Annotated in this window: 16 protein-coding genes; 5 read left to right on the forward strand and 11 right to left on the reverse strand. The window is 34.9% G+C overall.

The features are described from left to right. Window positions 1-190: 190 nt before the first annotated feature. From N4270_RS08975 to N4270_RS09020, 10 genes are all read right to left on the reverse strand, one after another. Window positions 191-418 (reverse strand): DUF6095 family protein, encoded by a 228-nt coding sequence (locus N4270_RS08975; protein ID WP_260096705.1) that lies wholly within the window; start codon window positions 416-418, stop codon window positions 191-193. Beyond that, entirely contained in the window at window positions 408-1,226 is an 819-nt protein-coding gene (gene murQ, locus N4270_RS08980) for an N-acetylmuramic acid 6-phosphate etherase (protein WP_260096706.1), read from the reverse strand. The genes N4270_RS08975 and murQ overlap by 11 nt, the downstream gene beginning before the upstream one ends. Window positions 1,227-1,366: 140 nt before the next feature. Next, window positions 1,367-2,302, reverse strand: a complete 936-nt coding sequence (locus N4270_RS08985; RefSeq protein WP_260096707.1) for a threonine/serine dehydratase — start codon at window positions 2,300-2,302, stop codon at window positions 1,367-1,369. Window positions 2,303-2,382: 80 nt separating this feature from the next. Further along, the gene (locus N4270_RS08990) at window positions 2,383-4,602 is read right to left on the reverse strand and encodes an NADP-dependent isocitrate dehydrogenase (RefSeq protein WP_260096708.1); all 2,220 of its coding nucleotides are present in this window, start codon (window positions 4,600-4,602) and stop codon (window positions 2,383-2,385) included. 947 nt (window positions 4,603-5,549) lie between these two features. Further along, complete coding sequence (gene rplS / locus N4270_RS08995) at window positions 5,550-5,900, reverse strand: 50S ribosomal protein L19 (RefSeq protein ID WP_260096709.1); 351 nt, start codon at window positions 5,898-5,900, stop codon at window positions 5,550-5,552. A 225-nt stretch (window positions 5,901-6,125) separates the two neighbouring features. Continuing rightward, complete coding sequence (gene trmD, locus N4270_RS09000; protein WP_260096710.1) at window positions 6,126-6,803, reverse strand: tRNA (guanosine(37)-N1)-methyltransferase TrmD; 678 nt, start codon at window positions 6,801-6,803, stop codon at window positions 6,126-6,128. A gap of 93 nt (window positions 6,804-6,896) precedes the next feature. Continuing rightward, window positions 6,897-7,334, reverse strand: coding sequence for a GNAT family N-acetyltransferase (locus N4270_RS09005; RefSeq protein ID WP_260096711.1), 438 nt, complete (start codon window positions 7,332-7,334; stop codon window positions 6,897-6,899). 85 nt (window positions 7,335-7,419) lie between these two features. Then, window positions 7,420-8,028, reverse strand: a complete 609-nt coding sequence (locus N4270_RS09010; RefSeq protein WP_260096712.1) for a tRNA (guanine-N1)-methyltransferase — start codon at window positions 8,026-8,028, stop codon at window positions 7,420-7,422. Window positions 8,029-8,189: 161 nt separating this feature from the next. Then, the gene (locus N4270_RS09015) at window positions 8,190-9,638 is read right to left on the reverse strand and encodes a glyceraldehyde-3-phosphate dehydrogenase (RefSeq protein ID WP_260096713.1); all 1,449 of its coding nucleotides are present in this window, start codon (window positions 9,636-9,638) and stop codon (window positions 8,190-8,192) included. Between the two features lie 167 nt (window positions 9,639-9,805). Further along, window positions 9,806-11,224, reverse strand: coding sequence for a trypsin-like peptidase domain-containing protein (locus tag N4270_RS09020; protein WP_260096714.1), 1,419 nt, complete (start codon window positions 11,222-11,224; stop codon window positions 9,806-9,808). A gap of 145 nt (window positions 11,225-11,369) precedes the next feature. Between N4270_RS09020 and dapF the strand changes: the two genes are divergently transcribed. From dapF to N4270_RS09045, 5 genes are all read left to right on the forward strand, one after another. Continuing rightward, window positions 11,370-12,146: a diaminopimelate epimerase gene (gene dapF, locus N4270_RS09025; protein WP_260096715.1), complete on the forward strand. Its 777-nt coding sequence runs from the start codon at window positions 11,370-11,372 to the stop codon at window positions 12,144-12,146. Continuing rightward, entirely contained in the window at window positions 12,143-12,667 is a 525-nt protein-coding gene (locus N4270_RS09030) for a GNAT family N-acetyltransferase (RefSeq protein ID WP_260096716.1), read from the forward strand. Before dapF ends, N4270_RS09030 begins: the two co-directional genes overlap by 4 nt. After that, the gene (gene mltG, locus N4270_RS09035; RefSeq protein ID WP_260096717.1) at window positions 12,668-13,711 is read left to right on the forward strand and encodes an endolytic transglycosylase MltG; all 1,044 of its coding nucleotides are present in this window, start codon (window positions 12,668-12,670) and stop codon (window positions 13,709-13,711) included. Between the two features lie 2 nt (window positions 13,712-13,713). After that, complete coding sequence (locus tag N4270_RS09040; RefSeq protein ID WP_260096718.1) at window positions 13,714-14,625, forward strand: YfiM family protein; 912 nt, start codon at window positions 13,714-13,716, stop codon at window positions 14,623-14,625. A 108-nt stretch (window positions 14,626-14,733) separates the two neighbouring features. Next, a complete protein-coding gene (locus N4270_RS09045; protein ID WP_260096719.1) occupies window positions 14,734-15,420 on the forward strand; it encodes a peptidoglycan-binding protein LysM in 687 nt (228 codons plus the stop codon). 86 nt (window positions 15,421-15,506) lie between these two features. On the opposite strand, the gene N4270_RS09050 is transcribed toward N4270_RS09045, so the two are convergent. Next, complete coding sequence (locus N4270_RS09050) at window positions 15,507-16,223, reverse strand: SAM-dependent methyltransferase (RefSeq protein WP_260096720.1); 717 nt, start codon at window positions 16,221-16,223, stop codon at window positions 15,507-15,509.

Consider the following 16,223-nt stretch of genomic DNA (forward strand, 5'->3'; position numbering starts at 1 on the left):
CTTACCATTCCGAACAGAGAAGTTAAGCCCATTTGCGCCGATGGTACTGCCAGTTGTGGGAGAGTAGGTCGTCGCCTTTTTTGAAACCCTTTTCATATCAAAATGAAAAGGGTTTTTTGTTTTTATAGAAATAAAAAAATCAATACACGTATATGTATTGATTTTTTTCTTTTTCTATTTTGATCTAAACTTATTTAAACATACTATCCATGATTGTCTTTAAACCCTTAAAAGCAAAGAATATGGCTAGAATGCAGAGTATCGATGCAACAATAAGTATAGGTATATACAAAGGTTTGTCTGGATTACTAAGTCCTACATATAATAGCGTAGGTCCTAAAAACATTAGTATTAATGTTAAACCCATGGTTTTAATTCCTTTGACTAATACATCTTTGTCTGTTCGTTTAGTATCCATAGTTGTAATTTTGAATTGCAGCTCTTACATTTTTATATTTTTCTAACAATGATTGAGCATCTTCATAACTAATACTCAATTCTTTTGCTAGCATTTTAATTCCTCGATCAACTAGTTTATTATTGCTTAATTGCATATCTACCATTTTATTACCTTTTACTTTATCAAGTTTTATCATGGTCGCAGTAGAAATCATATTTAGTACCAGTTTTTGAGCTGTTCCAGCTTTCATTCGTGAGCTCCCAGTGACAAATTCAGGGCCGACAATGACTTCGATGGGATATTGTGAAATTTGCGATAGAGGACTCTTTTTATTACAGGTGATACATCCCGTAATAATACCATTGTCATTACAGTTTTCTAGTGCAGCAATCACATAAGGTGTGGTTCCAGAGGCAGCGATACCTATAACAACATCGTTAGTTGAAACATTATAAGCTTTTAAATCTTCCCATCCTTGTGTTGTTGAATCTTCAGCAAATTCTACTGCCTTTCTAATTGCGGTATCACCACCAGCTATGAGTCCGATAACCAAATCATGGGTGACACCAAAAGTAGGCGGACATTCTGAGGCATCTAAAATACCTAAACGACCACTGGTTCCTGCCCCAATATAAAATAATCTCCCTCCAATTTTGAGTTTACTAATCACTTGTTCTATTAGGGATTCAATTTGAGGAATTGCATTTTTAACTGCTATAGGAACAGCTGTGTCTTCATTGTTTATGTTGACCAATAATTCGTTAACAGTCATTTTTTCTAAATGATTGTAGTTAGAATCTTGTTCTGTTGTTTTGATAAATGTCATAATGTAAAAATAGCTAATTTTTTTTCTGCGTTAGTGGTAGTAGTGGCATCCTTTTTGTTTTTTTACAAAAAGATATAACGGATGACAAGACGCTTTAAAGGTTTGCTTTAAAGGGGAACGCCCATCTTAACATCAATAAATTAAAACGGTAATTTAGTAACATCAACATTTCCGCCAGAAATAATGATGCCGATATTTTGGTTTTTGAATTGCTCTTTCTCTTTGATAAGCGCCGCAAAAGCTACAGCACTTGAAGGTTCGATTATGATTTTCATACGTTCCCAAATGAAGCGCATGGCTTCAATAATCTCAGCTTCTGTCACTCTGATAATTTGATTGATATATTTTAAGATGATAGGGAAATTATGGTGGCCAAGCTGCGTTCGCAACCCATCAGCAATCGTATTTGCGGTTTTATTTGTTTCAATTTTTTTACTCAATAGCGAACGATAAGCGTCATCTGCTTCGAAGGGTTCGGCACCAATCACTTTACAAGAGTTCCCAAAGTGATGTGCTGCAAGTGCAGATCCAGCGATGAGTCCACCACCACCAATAGGGCAAAATACAACGTCTAGATCAGACTGTTCGTTCAGCAATTCAATACAAGCAGTGCCCTGACCTAAAATCACATTAGGATCGTTGGATGGATGGATAAATGTGGCGCCCGTAGAGTGAACGATTTGGTTAGCTGCGTTTTGCCGAGCTTCAATTGTTGGTTCGCACTCTATTATTTGTCCGTTATACTGCTTCACCGCATTTTTCTTAACTACAGGAGCATTGGATGGCATGACGATTGTTGCTTTTACATTCAGGCTTTTTGCAGCTAAGGATAAGGCTTGTGCAAAGTTTCCGGACGAATGTGTGACCACACCTTTTTGTTTTTGAGCATTAGTTAATTGCATGATGGCATTAGTTGCGCCTCGCATTTTATAAGCGCCCGCTTTTTGAAAATTTTCGCATTTGAAGTAGACCTTGGCCTCAATACGTTCGTTGACTAATCTTGAAGATAAGACTGGTGTTTTATGAATAAATGGTAAGATTCTATTGTGGCAGTCTATTAGGTTTTCTTTAGTCATAATGTAAATTTACAATAAGTGACCGATAAAAAAAAGACTGCCTTTTAAGACAGTCTTTAAATTTAATATACTTAGCCGATTTAGCCAATAATTTTATTGAGGGTTTCACTTGGACGCATAGCTTGAGATGTTTTGGTTTCATTAGGTTCGTAATATCCACCAATGTCTACTGGTTGTCCTTGAACCGTATTGAGTTCTTCAACAATTTTAGCTTCATGCGCTTGTAAGTCTCTGAAGACTTGAGCGAATTCATTCTTTAAGTCTTGATCTTTAGTTTGATTAGCGAGTGCTTCTGCCCAAAATAAGGCCAGATAGAAATGACTACCTCGGTTATCTAATTCGTTAACTTTTCTTGAAGGTGATTTTCCGTTGGCTAATAATTTTTCGGTAGCATCATCTAATGTTTCTGATAAAATAATGGCTTTAGGATTATTATTTACCGTTCCGAAGTGTTCTAAAGACACAGCTAATGCTAAAAATTCACCTAAAGAATCCCAACGTAAGTGATTTTCTTCAGTAAATTGTTGAACGTGTTTAGGCGCTGATCCACCAGCTCCGGTTTCAAATAAGCCACCACCATTCATCAATGGAACTATAGATAGCATTTTGGCGCTTGTACCTAATTCTAGAATAGGAAATAAATCGGTTAAATAATCCCGTAATACATTTCCAGTCACAGAAATGGTGTCTTTACCAGCTTTAATTCGGTCTAGCGTAAACTCTGTAGCTTTAATAGGTGAGAGGATTCTGATGTCTAAACCAGACGTATCGTGATTTGGTAAATACGTGTTTACTTTTTTGATCAATTCGGCATCATGAGCTCTGTTTTCGTCTAACCAGAAAACAGCAGGTGTTTGAGAAGCTCGTGCACGTGTTACGGCTAATTTCACCCAATCTTGAATAGGAGCATCTTTTACCTGACACATTCTCCAGATGTCACCTTCTTCAACATTATGTGAAGTTAATATGTTACCTGTGGCGTCTATAACTTCTACTTTACCATGGGACGCGATTTCAAAAGTCTTGTCATGAGAACCATATTCTTCAGCTTTTTGAGCCATAAGTCCAACATTAGGAACAGTTCCCATTGTTGTTGGGTCAAACGCACCATGTTTTTTACAGAAGTTTATGGTTGCAGTGTAAATTCCAGCATAGCTGCTATCTGGAATGACTGCTTTGGTGTCTTGTTGTTTTCCTTGTGCATTCCACATTTGTCCAGACGTACGAATCATTGCTGGCATTGAAGCATCAATAATAACATCGCTAGGTACATGTAGATTTGTAATTCCTTTATCAGAATTAACCATAGCTACATCTGGAGCATTAGCAAATGCCGTGGCAATATCTTCTTCAATTTGCAAGCGTTTTGCTTCAGGAAGCTCATTTAATTTGGTCACCAAGTTTCCAAAACCATTATTAACATCAACACCGATTTCTTCGAAGGTAGTTTCATGTTTAGCAAATAAATCAGCAAAAAATACACGAACAGCATGACCAAAGATAATTGGATCTGAGACTTTCATCATCGTTGCTTTCATGTGTAATGAAAACAAAACGCCTTTGTCTTTTGCGTCTTTTACCTGCTCATCTAAAAAGGCTAATAAAGCTCTTTTGTTCATGACTGTAGCGTCAATAATTTCTCCAGGTAATAAATCTAAGCCCTCTTTTAATACCGTAGTATTTCCAGAGTTATCAGTATGAATTATTTTAACAGTTGTTGCTTTAGGAAGTGTTACAGAGATTTCATTATGAGCAAAATCACCATGAGTCATAGTAGCCACGTGACTTTTTGAGTCTGAAGACCAAGCACCCATAGAATGTGGATTCATCTTGGCAAAGTTTTTAACGGCTTTTGGTGCGCGACGATCAGAGTTTCCTTCACGAAGGACAGGGTTTACAGCACTTCCTTTAATTTTGTCATAACGAATCTTAATCGCTTTGTCATTAGCATTCTCTGGTTCATCAGGATAATTTGGTAAAGCATAGCCTTGAGCTTGAAGCTCATTAATAGCTGATTTTAACTGAGGAATAGAGGCGCTGATATTAGGAAGCTTGATGATGTTTGCTTCCGGACTCTTTGCTAATTCTCCTAATTCGGCTAAAGCATCAGGAACACGTTGAGACTCTGTTAAAAAATCTGGAAAGTTTGCTAAAATTCGTCCCGCTAGAGAAATATCTCTACTTTCGATATTGATATGAGACGACTTGGTAAACGATTTTATAATAGGTAACAATGAATGTGTTGCAAGGGCAGGAGCTTCATCTGTTTTCGTATAAATGATTGTAGGAGTATTTGCCATAAACTGTTTAGAATTTAGTATGTTGAAAAGGCTTAATTTTTAAGCTGGGCAAATATACAAAAAACTAGAGTTTTTCTGAAATATAAGACTTGTATAAGCAAAGGTTTTTAAAGTAAAATATTAATGCGATTGAGAATATTTTAAACAACGCTATTTTAAATTATTAATTGCTATTAATTTGATACTATGCTAAGAAGTCAAGAGTGCTTTTTTATAGAAATTTAACTGCGTAGTAAAATTTGGTAATGGCTATATTGAAGTGAGATTAGTTGATTGGTATAAAAAAACAAAAGCCATATCACTGTAGCTGACTACTTTGACATGGCTTTTTTGAGATAGTGTTTCGTGACTTATTTAACATTAAAGTTAAAACCAAGACAGCTGAATTTGCATTCCTTCGTCTTGTATCGGTTCAAGACTCACTATTTCAATGAAACATTTTATAACTTTCAAAATGTATTGACCTGTTATTACTCTGTTTCGGTTTAGTTTTGTTTTTCTTGATATTTATTTCCTTATCCTACACTTACGTGTTGAATAGCCTCAATAAACATTGCTTGTCCTCTTCACACTTACTTTCGCTTATGTTACTTTTTCAAAGCTTTCCACTTTATCTGCTCTCAACTGCCTAAGCATTTGTTAGTTTCAAAAGTTTCATGGTTTTTTCGCTTCACACGCCTACACGTGTAGCTATTGAACCTCAAAAAACAGCACTATATAAAGAACGTTTCTTTATTACAATTTAACATAAATCTAAATTTTAATTTAAAACCAAACACTGTTTGTTGTTAATTGTTTAGCTAAAGTAGGTTTTTGTTTGAGAATTGCAAATTTTAAGCCTATATAGATATTCACATTTTATGAACCAGAGTTATTAACAAAAGTTCATAACTGAAAAAGCCTTAACGTTGGTTAAGGCTTTTTGAAATTTATAGGGTCGATGAAGCTTATCTTCTAACTTCTTTGATTCTTGCTTTTTTACCAGTAAGACCTCTAAAGTAGTAGATTCTTGCTCTTCTAACTTTACCTCTTTTGTTCACCTCTATTTTTTGAAGTGCAGGTAAATTAATTGGGAATATACGTTCTACTCCAATCGTACCAGACATTTTTCTAATAGTGAATGTTTGCGAAGTACCAGTTCCTTTAACTTGGAGTACTACACCTCTAAAAAACTGTGTACGTACTTTTTCTCCTTCTCTAATTTCGTAGTAAACAGTGATCGTATCACCCGCTCCAAATTCTGGAAAATCTTTTTTTGTTACAAATTCGTCTTGTACAAATTTTACTAAAGAACTCATCTTTTTATGTTTAAGTGTATTATTTCAAACCAACATTCACGATTTTCGCCAGAGGTTAATCCAAAAGTGGCTGCAAAGATAGTTAAAAAGTTATAAGTAAAAAGCAAAATATAAAAAGTTTTTATGACATATTTTGGAGGGTCTTCTACTTCTTATATTTATTAACAGATATAAGGCTTTTTTCCGAATTCTTTGGAGTTTCTTATCTATAGCTAACACAAATAATTAATCTTCCAATAAATCTGGTCGGCGTTCTTTGGTTCTAAGGTAGGCTTGTTCTTCACGCCATTTTTCAATTTCGGGGAAATTTCCGCTAAATAATACTTCTGGGACTTTCATACCATCATATTCTCTAGGCTTTGTATAAATGGGAGGTGCTAATAATCCATCTTGAAAAGAATCGGTGAGCGCAGAAGTTTCATTTCCTAACACGCCAGGGATTAATCTTATGATGGCGTCACATAACACTGCAGCACCTAATTCACCACCAGATAATACATAATCTCCTATTGAAATTTCCTTGGTGATAAACTTATCGCGTACACGTTGATCCACACCTTTGTAATGGCCGCATAGAATGATGATATTTTCTTTTAGGGATATTTGATTTGCAATACTTTGATTAAGGCATTCGCCATCAGGAGTCATATAAATTATCTCATCGTATTGACGTTCTCTTTGTAATTTAGTAATGCATTTGTCAATAGGTTCTATCATCATGACCATTCCTGCACCGCCTCCAAATTGGGTGTCGTCAACCGCTTTGTAGCCACCTGTGGCATAATCTCTTAAATTATGAAAATGGACATTTACCAAATCAGCTTCTATGGCGCGCTTAAGGATAGAGGCTTCAAATGGGCTTTTCAATAATTCTGGTAAAACGGTGATAATGTCTATGCGCATGATTATTTTTTTATGGATTGCAAAGGTAAGCTTAATTGATTAAACCTATGGTAGTTGTTTACTTGAAACCTGAAGGGTAGTACATTAATATGTTTATGTGTTTTTCCAAAAAAATTGTAAGTCGTTATCTTTTACAAAACCTAATCTCTCATATAAATACTGTGCTCGATTATTAAAAGCTGTTTGAATGGCAAGCCCTTTATTATTTTCTGTTTGACATAGGCTTTTTGCACGATTAATTAAAGCTTCACCAACTCCTTGATTTCTACAATTTGCATCAACATATAAATCGTTGAGTATATACATAGCTTTCATAGATACTGATGAAAACAAGGGGTAAAGTTGTGTAAAACCAACCGCCTGTTCGTTTATATAAGCCATATAGATGACAGAATCACCTTGCACGAGCCGTTGCGTTAAAAACCGTTTAGCTGCAGCAGGATTAGATTCTTGCCTATAAAAAGTACGATAGCCATCAAATAAGTTAACTAATCTATCTAAGTCTTTGAGTTTTGCGCGTGTTATGACCATAAAAAAAAATCTGTAATCGAAATTACAGATTTTTATTGATATTATATAGTGTTACTGAAATCTATAATTTCAGAGCGTTTATTAATCAGGCTTTTTTCTGTTCGTTAATCATGTCTTGTAATTGACGTCTTACTTTTTGTTCACGCTCTAAAGCGACACGTCTGTGTTCTTCAAATTCTTCTTCTATTTCAGCAAGTGTCTTTTTAGCAAGTTTAGTCGTTGTATTACTGTTTTTATATTTATAGATAAAAAACAATAATAAAGCCGATAATACGCCAACAATACTCCATAGTACCATGCTGTAATTTGGTTTGGTCATTGGCATGCCAAACAATGTCATACTGTCTTTTTCAGCAATTGTATTATCTAATTCTACTTTGGTTGTTGATAAGCTTCCTTTTAAATCTTCAATTTCTTTAGCTTGTGTTTCAACTATGGCTTGAGTGTCATTTAAATCTTTATGAACAGCCTTTAACGAATCTATAGTATGTGCTTTAAGTGCATATAACCACGTCTTTTTTACCGTTTTATAATCTTGCCAGCTGTTTGACCGTCTAATTACGTATTCAAATTGATTATCTATTGTGCCGCTGTTTAGTGATAATTTTTCATCGTCATTACTTGTTTGCGCCGATGTAGTAGAAAATGTTAAAATCGTAATTGTAGTGAGTAGAAGCGTTTTAAAAAATCTCATTTTGGTTTTGGTTGAATTTAATAGCTTAATTAATGGTCAGCAATATAGTGATTTATATAATAATTTATAAGTAAATTGATGGTTGATATAAACATTTAGCCTCACAAATTGTGAGGCTAAATTATATACGGTTCAAATTTTATTTTGGATGTTGCTTGTTTCTAATAATAGGCAAAACGTCTAACTTTAGCAATATACTTAGCTAATCTAATAACCTGATGGCTATACCCATACTCGTTATCATACCAAATATAAAGGATGGCATTTTTTCCATCTGGGCGAACAATTGTCGCTTTACTATCGTAGATTGAAGGTGCCGAACTTCCAACAATATCACTAGAAACAAGTTCGTCACTCATTTCATATTTGATTTGTTCAACCAAATCGCCTTCAAGCGCATATTTCTTCATGATGGTATTAATTCCGTCAACAGAAGTTTCTTTTTCTAATTCTAAATTTAGAATAGCTAAAGATCCGTTAGGTACAGGAACTCGAATAGCGTTTGATGTTAATTTCCCTTCTAAAGATGGTAAGGCCTTTGATACGGCTTTTCCTGCTCCAGTTTCAGTGATGACCATATTTAAACCTGCAGCTCTACCACGACGGTATTTTTTGTGGAAATTATCAACTAAGTTTTGATCGTTAGTATAGGCATGAATAGTTTCTAAATGTCCGCTAACAACACCATAAGTGTCTTCAATAGCTTTTAAAATTGGCGTGATGGCGTTAGTGGTGCATGATGCTGCTGAGAATATATCAACTTTATCTGGGTTATTTTCTAAATGATTTACCCCATGCACAATATTTGGAACTCCTTTTCCTGGAGCAGTCAATAATACCTTATCTACACCTTTAGATTTTAAGTGTCTGCCTAAAGCTTCATCATCTCTAAAAGCACCAGTATTATCAATAACTAAAGCATTATTAATGCCTAATTTGGTATAATCAATATCTTCAGGTGCATTAGCCGAAATAATATTAACCGTAGTACCATTAATAATTAATGCACTGTTTTTGGTATCGGCAACGACAGTTCCTGAGAATTCACCATGCACAGAATCATTACGTAATAAAGAGGCCCGTTTTTCTAAAACCACCTCGTCTATAGCGCCACGAGTCACAATAGCTCTTAATCGCAATTGACTTCCTTTACCAGTTCTGGTCATTAATTCTCTGGCAACCAAACGCCCAATTCTTCCAAAACCATAAAGCACGACGTCTTTTGGTTGAATACTTTTGTTCTTCTTTGCATCTTTGAGTTTAGCGGCAACAAAACCTGTCGCATTACTATACTTTTGGTCTTCTAAATGAAATTCATAGGTTAATTTTCCGATATCCAATTTTGCTGGTGGAAGATCTAAAGTTTTTATTGCCTGAGCAATTTCTACAGAATCAAAAATAGAAATAGGCTTTTGTACAAATTCTCCTGCATATTCGTGAAGATTTAAAATTTCGCTGACATTGCGATCGATTAATTGATTTCTAAAAAGAACCAATTCAATTGATTTGTCATACCAAAGGTCGCTAACAATTTTAATAAATTCAACTGTAGCTCTTCTGCGATCGGCTTGAAAAGCAAGTTCTTTTTCGTAAGTTCCGTTCAAACTCATTGTTTTAATTTTAGTTGATCTACGTGTTAGGTAGATGGGTTGTTGTGTTTAAAAATTTTTGCAAAAATAGTATATTTCAAACGTTTTCGTAGCGTTTTTTTGGAAAATAAAAAACCCTTTAGTTTTTTTATTCTAAAGGGTTTGTGTTGTTAACTTTATGACGGGTTTTAATTTCCGAAGATAACTTCTTTACGTTCGAGGTTTCGGTTTAAGAATTCAAGCTTAAAAATTTCATCTTGTGCATTTGAACCATATTTTTCTGAAAATTTAGAGATGTCTGATACACTATTAATTTCAATATCGTTAATAGCTGTAATAATACATCCTGGTCGAATTCCAACGCGAGAATACAAGAATCCGTTTTTATTATCCTGAACAATTACACCATGCTTTATGTCGTATTTTTTCTTTACAGAAGATGGAAGGTTTCGCAATTCCATATTAATAAAGTCGACACTTACAGTTTCACTTTTTGTAAGTTTTACTGGAATAGTTTTAGACTCATTATCTCTTAAAACTTCAACGTTTACAATATCATTAGGACGCTTGGTCTTTAAGTATCCACTTAAATCTGTAAACTTAGAAATTTCAACATTGTCTAATTTTTTGATAATGTCACCATCTTTAATACCCGCTTTTTTAGCTCCAGAATTATCTTCAACACTACTAATGTACACACCTTGAATTTCGTTAAGTCCTTGCTCTATAGCTTCTTTAGAGTTTCTGTTCAAAATAGAAACACCTAAAACGCCTTCTTGAACATCGCCAAACTCCATGATATCTTCAACCACTTTACGCGCAATATTGCTAGGTACAGCGAATGAATATCCTATATACGATCCTGTTTGTGAGGAAATAGCGGTATTAATTCCGATGAGTTCACCTCTTGAATTTACCAAAGCACCACCAGAGTTTCCCGGATTTACAGCCGCATCAGTTTGAATAAACGATTGTGAATTTTGACCCGTTAAGTCACGTGCTTTTGCACTTATAATTCCAGCAGTTACAGTAGAGGTTAAATTGAATGGATTCCCTACAGCTAAAACCCATTCGCCAACTTTTGAAGTGTCTGAGTCCCCAAAGGCAATAGATGGTAAATCTTCAGGAGCATCAATTTTTAATAAGGCAATATCGGTTTTTTCATCGGTACCTATAAGTTCAGCATCAAATACACGATTATCATTTAAAGTAATAGAAATGCTATTCGCACCAGAAATCACATGATTATTCGTAATAATATATCCGCTTTTATTAATAATCACGCCACTTCCTGATCCAACTTGAGCACGAGGAGTTCGCCTTCCGAAGAATAAATCTTCCATAGAGGTTGGCGAAGTTACTGTAGACATATTTTTTACGTGAACGACTGCGTGAATTGTGTTTTCAGCAGCAATAGTAAAATCGGGCTGATCTTCAGCAAGCAAGTTTGCTGTTTTTGCATCATAATTGGCATTGATAAACTGCGGTTGCTCTTGAGTGGTTTCAAGAGTAACGGCTTGCTCGTCTTCTATTAAAAATTTGTAGGCAGATAATGTTATAATTCCACCTAACACCGAAACAAATACTAAGGTTAAAAGCTTTTTCATATTTAAAATTGTTTAATAATTAGGTAACGATTAAAATTACTTAATTATTGATTTTCAAATTCAACTTTAACGATTTTTAACGTCGTTTTTAACGCTCATTTAACACTGTAAATATCCTAGCATTATTCCTATATTTGCATGAGATATGCGACTTACATTTTATAAATACCAAGGAACCGGAAATGACTTTGTGATGATTGATAATCGTCTGCAAGTCTTTGATAAAACAAATACCAAACATATTGCCTTTTTATGCGATAGACGCTTTGGTATTGGTGCAGATGGATTGATCCTTCTAGAAAACCATGATCTTCACGATTTTAAAATGGTTTATTTTAATGCCGATGGAAATGAAAGTTCGATGTGTGGTAATGGTGGACGATGCATTACAGCTTTTGCTCAGTTTTTGGGTGTCATAGCAAATGAAGCTACTTTTGAAGCTATTGACGGGTTGCACAAGGCTACTATTGCTAACGGATTGGTTAGCCTTCAAATGCAAGATGTGAAGCGTGTAGAAAAACATCCAGCTCATGTGTTTCTCGATACAGGTTCGCCTCATCATGTACAGATGGAACAAGACTTAAAGATCCTTGATATAAAAACTGTAGGACGAGCCATTCGATATGGCGCGCCTTATAATGATGCTGGAAGTAATGTGAACTTTGTTTGCAAAAATGCCGATGATAATTTTTCTGTAAGAACCTATGAAAGAGGTGTTGAAGATGAAACGTATTCTTGTGGTACAGGTGTTACAGCTGTCGCTGTTGCCATGCATTATATAGGTGAAACAGAAAAAAATAATATTACTTTACAAACTGAAGGTGGAATACTTAATGTAACTTTCGACAACACAGCTAAGGGCTATCAAAATATCTGGCTTATAGGGCCAGCAACTCAAGTTTTTAAAGGTGAAATCTCATGAGAACACTTAAAGGCGATACTATTTATTTGAGAGCTTTAGAACCTGAAGATCTGAATTTTATTCACGAGATTGAAAATAATCAGGACATTTGGGAGATTAGTAATACGATAACGCCTTATTCTAAGTTTTTAATAAAACAATACCTTGATCATGCGCATAAAGATATTTTTGAAGTTAAACAATTGCGTTTGGTGATTTGTAATGATGCTCATTTGGCTATTGGGATAATCGACTTGTTTGACTTTGATTTTAAAAACCGAAGAGCAGGTGTTGGGATATTGATTAAAGCTGTTGAAGACCGTCAAAAAGGTTATGGAAAGGAAGCTTTGGAATTGCTTTCCAAGTATTGCAAGTCACATTTAGACATGCATCAATTGTTTTGTAATATTTCCGAAGACAATGAAAAGAGTTTAAAATTATTTAAAAATCATGGGTTTGAAATTATCGGACTCAAAAAAGACTGGAACTACGTTAATGGTTCCTATAAAAACGAATACCTTTTACAAATACTACTGAATTAAATGTACATTAAAAAAATACTTTGGGCAATTGCTCTTATTGGATTGGTTGTAGCCGCGTACTTTGCTTATTTTGTTTATAGCGCGATGTTGTCACCAAATACGGCTTTTAATAATGAAGAGGCTTATATTTTTGTGCCAACCAATGCAGGTTATGCTGATGTAAGATCACAACTGGAACCGCTTCTAGACGATATTGATGCTTTTGATGCCTTAGCTGAAAGAAAAAAATATACCAGTAATTTGAAAGCGGGACGATTCGTTATTAAAAAAGGAATGAGTAATAACGATATCATCAATTCAATTAGAAGTAATAATCTACCTATTAAAATTTCATTTAACAATCAAGAAAGCATTGCTAAATTGGCTGGTCGAATTAGCGCACAAATAGAAGCCGATAGTTTGTCCTTAGTAACAGCAATGACTGATGAAGCTTTTTTAAGCGATAGTGGATTCACAAAGCAAACGGCTCTAGGAATGTACATACCTAATAGTTATGAGTTTTTCTGGAATACATCTTCAGAACAATTTAGAGACCGAATGCTTAAGGAGTACAATCGGTTTTGGAATGCAGACAGAAACGCAAAAGCAAAAGCTATAGGTTTGTCTAGAGATCAGGTTATGGCTCTGGCTTCTATTGTTCATGAAGAGTCCAAACAAGCTAGCGAACAGCCTAGAATTGCTGGTGTGTATATGAACCGAATACGAATAGGAATGCCGCTTCAGGCAGATCCAACTTTAAAATTTGCAGCTTATCAGTTACCCGAATATCAAAACACCATTATTAAGCGTGTCTTGAATAAACACAAAGAAATTAAGTCTCCTTATAATACATATATGCATACAGGCTTACCTCCAGGTTTAATTGCAATGCCAGATATTTCGGCAATAAATGCGGTTCTTAATTATGAAAAGCATAACTATCTTTATTTTGCAGCTGATGCTCGGAAACTAGGCTTTCATAAATTTGCAAAAACTTTGTCTCAGCATAATATCAATGCAAGAGACTATCAACGTTATTTGTCGTCTCAAGGTATAAATAAGTAATTGTGCAGCGGCGATATACACTTGTTTTAATATGGGGTTTGTTAACTTATGCTGTATGTGCACAAACTAAAACAGAGGCCTTTTTAACACCTAGTGATACACTTCATATTCCAAGGCGAAATGCCGTTATTATTACTGAAGCGACTTTAGCGTCGCTTACTTTGATAGGGCTCGATCAATTATGGTATGCAGATTTCCCAAGGTCCAAATTTAAAACCATTGATGATACTGATGAGTGGTTGCAGATGGATAAACTCGGACATGTTTTTTCGTCATATCAACTCGGCAGAGTAGGTGCTAATGCTTTAAATTGGGCAGGTGTCCGGAAAAAAGATCAGCTTATCTATGGCGCTACCTTAGGGTTTGGTTTTTTAACAGCAGTCGAAATTTTTGATGGTTATTCTGATGAATGGGGATTTTCATGGTCTGATATGGCGGCTAACGGATTGGGTACTGGGTTGTATGTCGGACAAGAATTACTGTGGAATGAACAACGAATTACAATGAAATACTCGTTTCATCAAACCCAATACGCCAATCAGCGTCCAGATAAATTAGGAGACGGTTTTTTTGAAGAAATGCTCAAAGATTATAATGGTCAGACCTATTGGTTAAGTGCTAACCTACATTCGTTTTTTAAAGAGAGTCACTTACCAAAATGGTTAAACCTTGCATTGGGCTATGGTGCAGAGGGAATGTTAACCGGAAAAACAGAAAACGTTGATAACTTATTCATAACTCAAAATCGCAGGCGTCAATTTTACTTGAGTTTGGATGTAGATTTGTCTAAAATACAGACAAATTCTCGGGTGTTGAGAACTGTATTTGACGTTTTAAACGTCATAAAAGTGCCATTTCCTGCGTTTTCATACGACGGAAAAAACAGCATAAAGTTCCATTATATCTACTTTTAACAACACTTTAACAGCTTATTTTCAGATATATAGAAAAAGGCGTATATTTGCAGCCGCAATTTGTGAGTCTTTGTAAGGGGAATATTAGACTCACTAAAATTAACTATTATGATAAAAAAAATAGGTAATTATTTTGTTGTTCCATTAGCTATTTGTGTCACACTTTTTATGGCACTTAAACCAGGAAAATCGTTAAATTATGATGATTATTCTACACACGGTTTAGAGATTGACTACACCATATCCAAAGATTTAGCATTTAATACTGATGCTGATGAGATGTATAGTGTTGAATTGTCTAATCCATTTCAATCGCCACACTCGTATTTTCCTTACTTAGGTAAATCGTTTAACGGTTTTAAAGAAGCTTTAGCATTTAAAGAGTCCAGAGGAAACTATTTTACAGTTAATACGCTAGGTTATTTAGGAAAGTACCAATTTGGTGCCGAAACTTTAAAAATGATTGGCATTCATAATCCAACTAATTTTTTGTACAATCCAGAGCTACAAGAAAAAGCATTTTTAGCTAATGCCGAACGTAACAAATGGATTTTAAGAAAAGACATCAAACGTTTTGAAGGTAAGAAGATTAGTGGTGTATTAGTTACCGAATCGGGAATTCTAGCAGCTGCTCACTTGGCAGGACCAGGAAGCGTTAAAAAGTTTTTACGAAGCTACGGTAGTCAAAATGTATCTGATGCCTATGGTTCTTCAGTACGATACTATATGAAAAAGTTTTCAGGTTATGATACATCGTTTGTTGAGGCAGATAAAAAAGCTAAGGCTATTTTGTAAACATATCGTATACAATTTCAACACATAAAACAAAAGGCTAGTATCATTTACTAGCCTTTTCTATTTTATGATCTATTACAATCATTCTAGTCTTTATGAATCACAAAAATAGCTGGTCGCTTATGTAAGTCAATATTAGTGTGTTTCCAATCTTTGACGGTCTGTGTTTTTATATATTCTGTAGGTAATGTGATATCGCAAGCAATGCAAACTCTCGTGTTAGGATGTAATGTTGCACAAATATCATCGAGAATTTTTTGGTTTCGATAAGGTGTTTCTATAAAAAGTTGTGTTTGATTTTGTTCAAACGATAAGCGTTCCAAACGCTTTAATGTTGCTTTTCGTTCCGATTTATCAATGGGTATATAACCATTAAAAGCAAAGCTTTGACCGTTCATTCCAGAACTCATTAATGCCAAAACTATTGATGATGGACCAACCAAAGGAACGACTTGAATATGATTCTCATGTGCCAGACGCACAATGTCTGCTCCTGGATCGGCAATGCCTGGACAACCAGCTTCTGACAATAAGCCCATGGGTTTGCCTTTTTTACAAGCGTCTAAAAAATGCTGAATTTCTTCAGGTTGTGTATATTTATTTAAAAGTTCAAAATGCAATCCAGATTGTTGTTTTCGAGAGACTACTTTTTTGATAAAGCGTCTTGCTGTTTTTTCGTTTTCAACAATATAATCGTCTACCAATTCAATTACTTTTTTTACTGAAATGGGTAAGACTTCCAAAGGCGGATTATCACCAAGACGTGTTGGTATAAGGTAAAGTTTTCCGAAAGTGTTATTCAT

Source organism: Psychroserpens sp. SPM9 (genome assembly GCF_025153525.1).
Taxonomy (GTDB): domain Bacteria; phylum Bacteroidota; class Bacteroidia; order Flavobacteriales; family Flavobacteriaceae; genus Psychroserpens.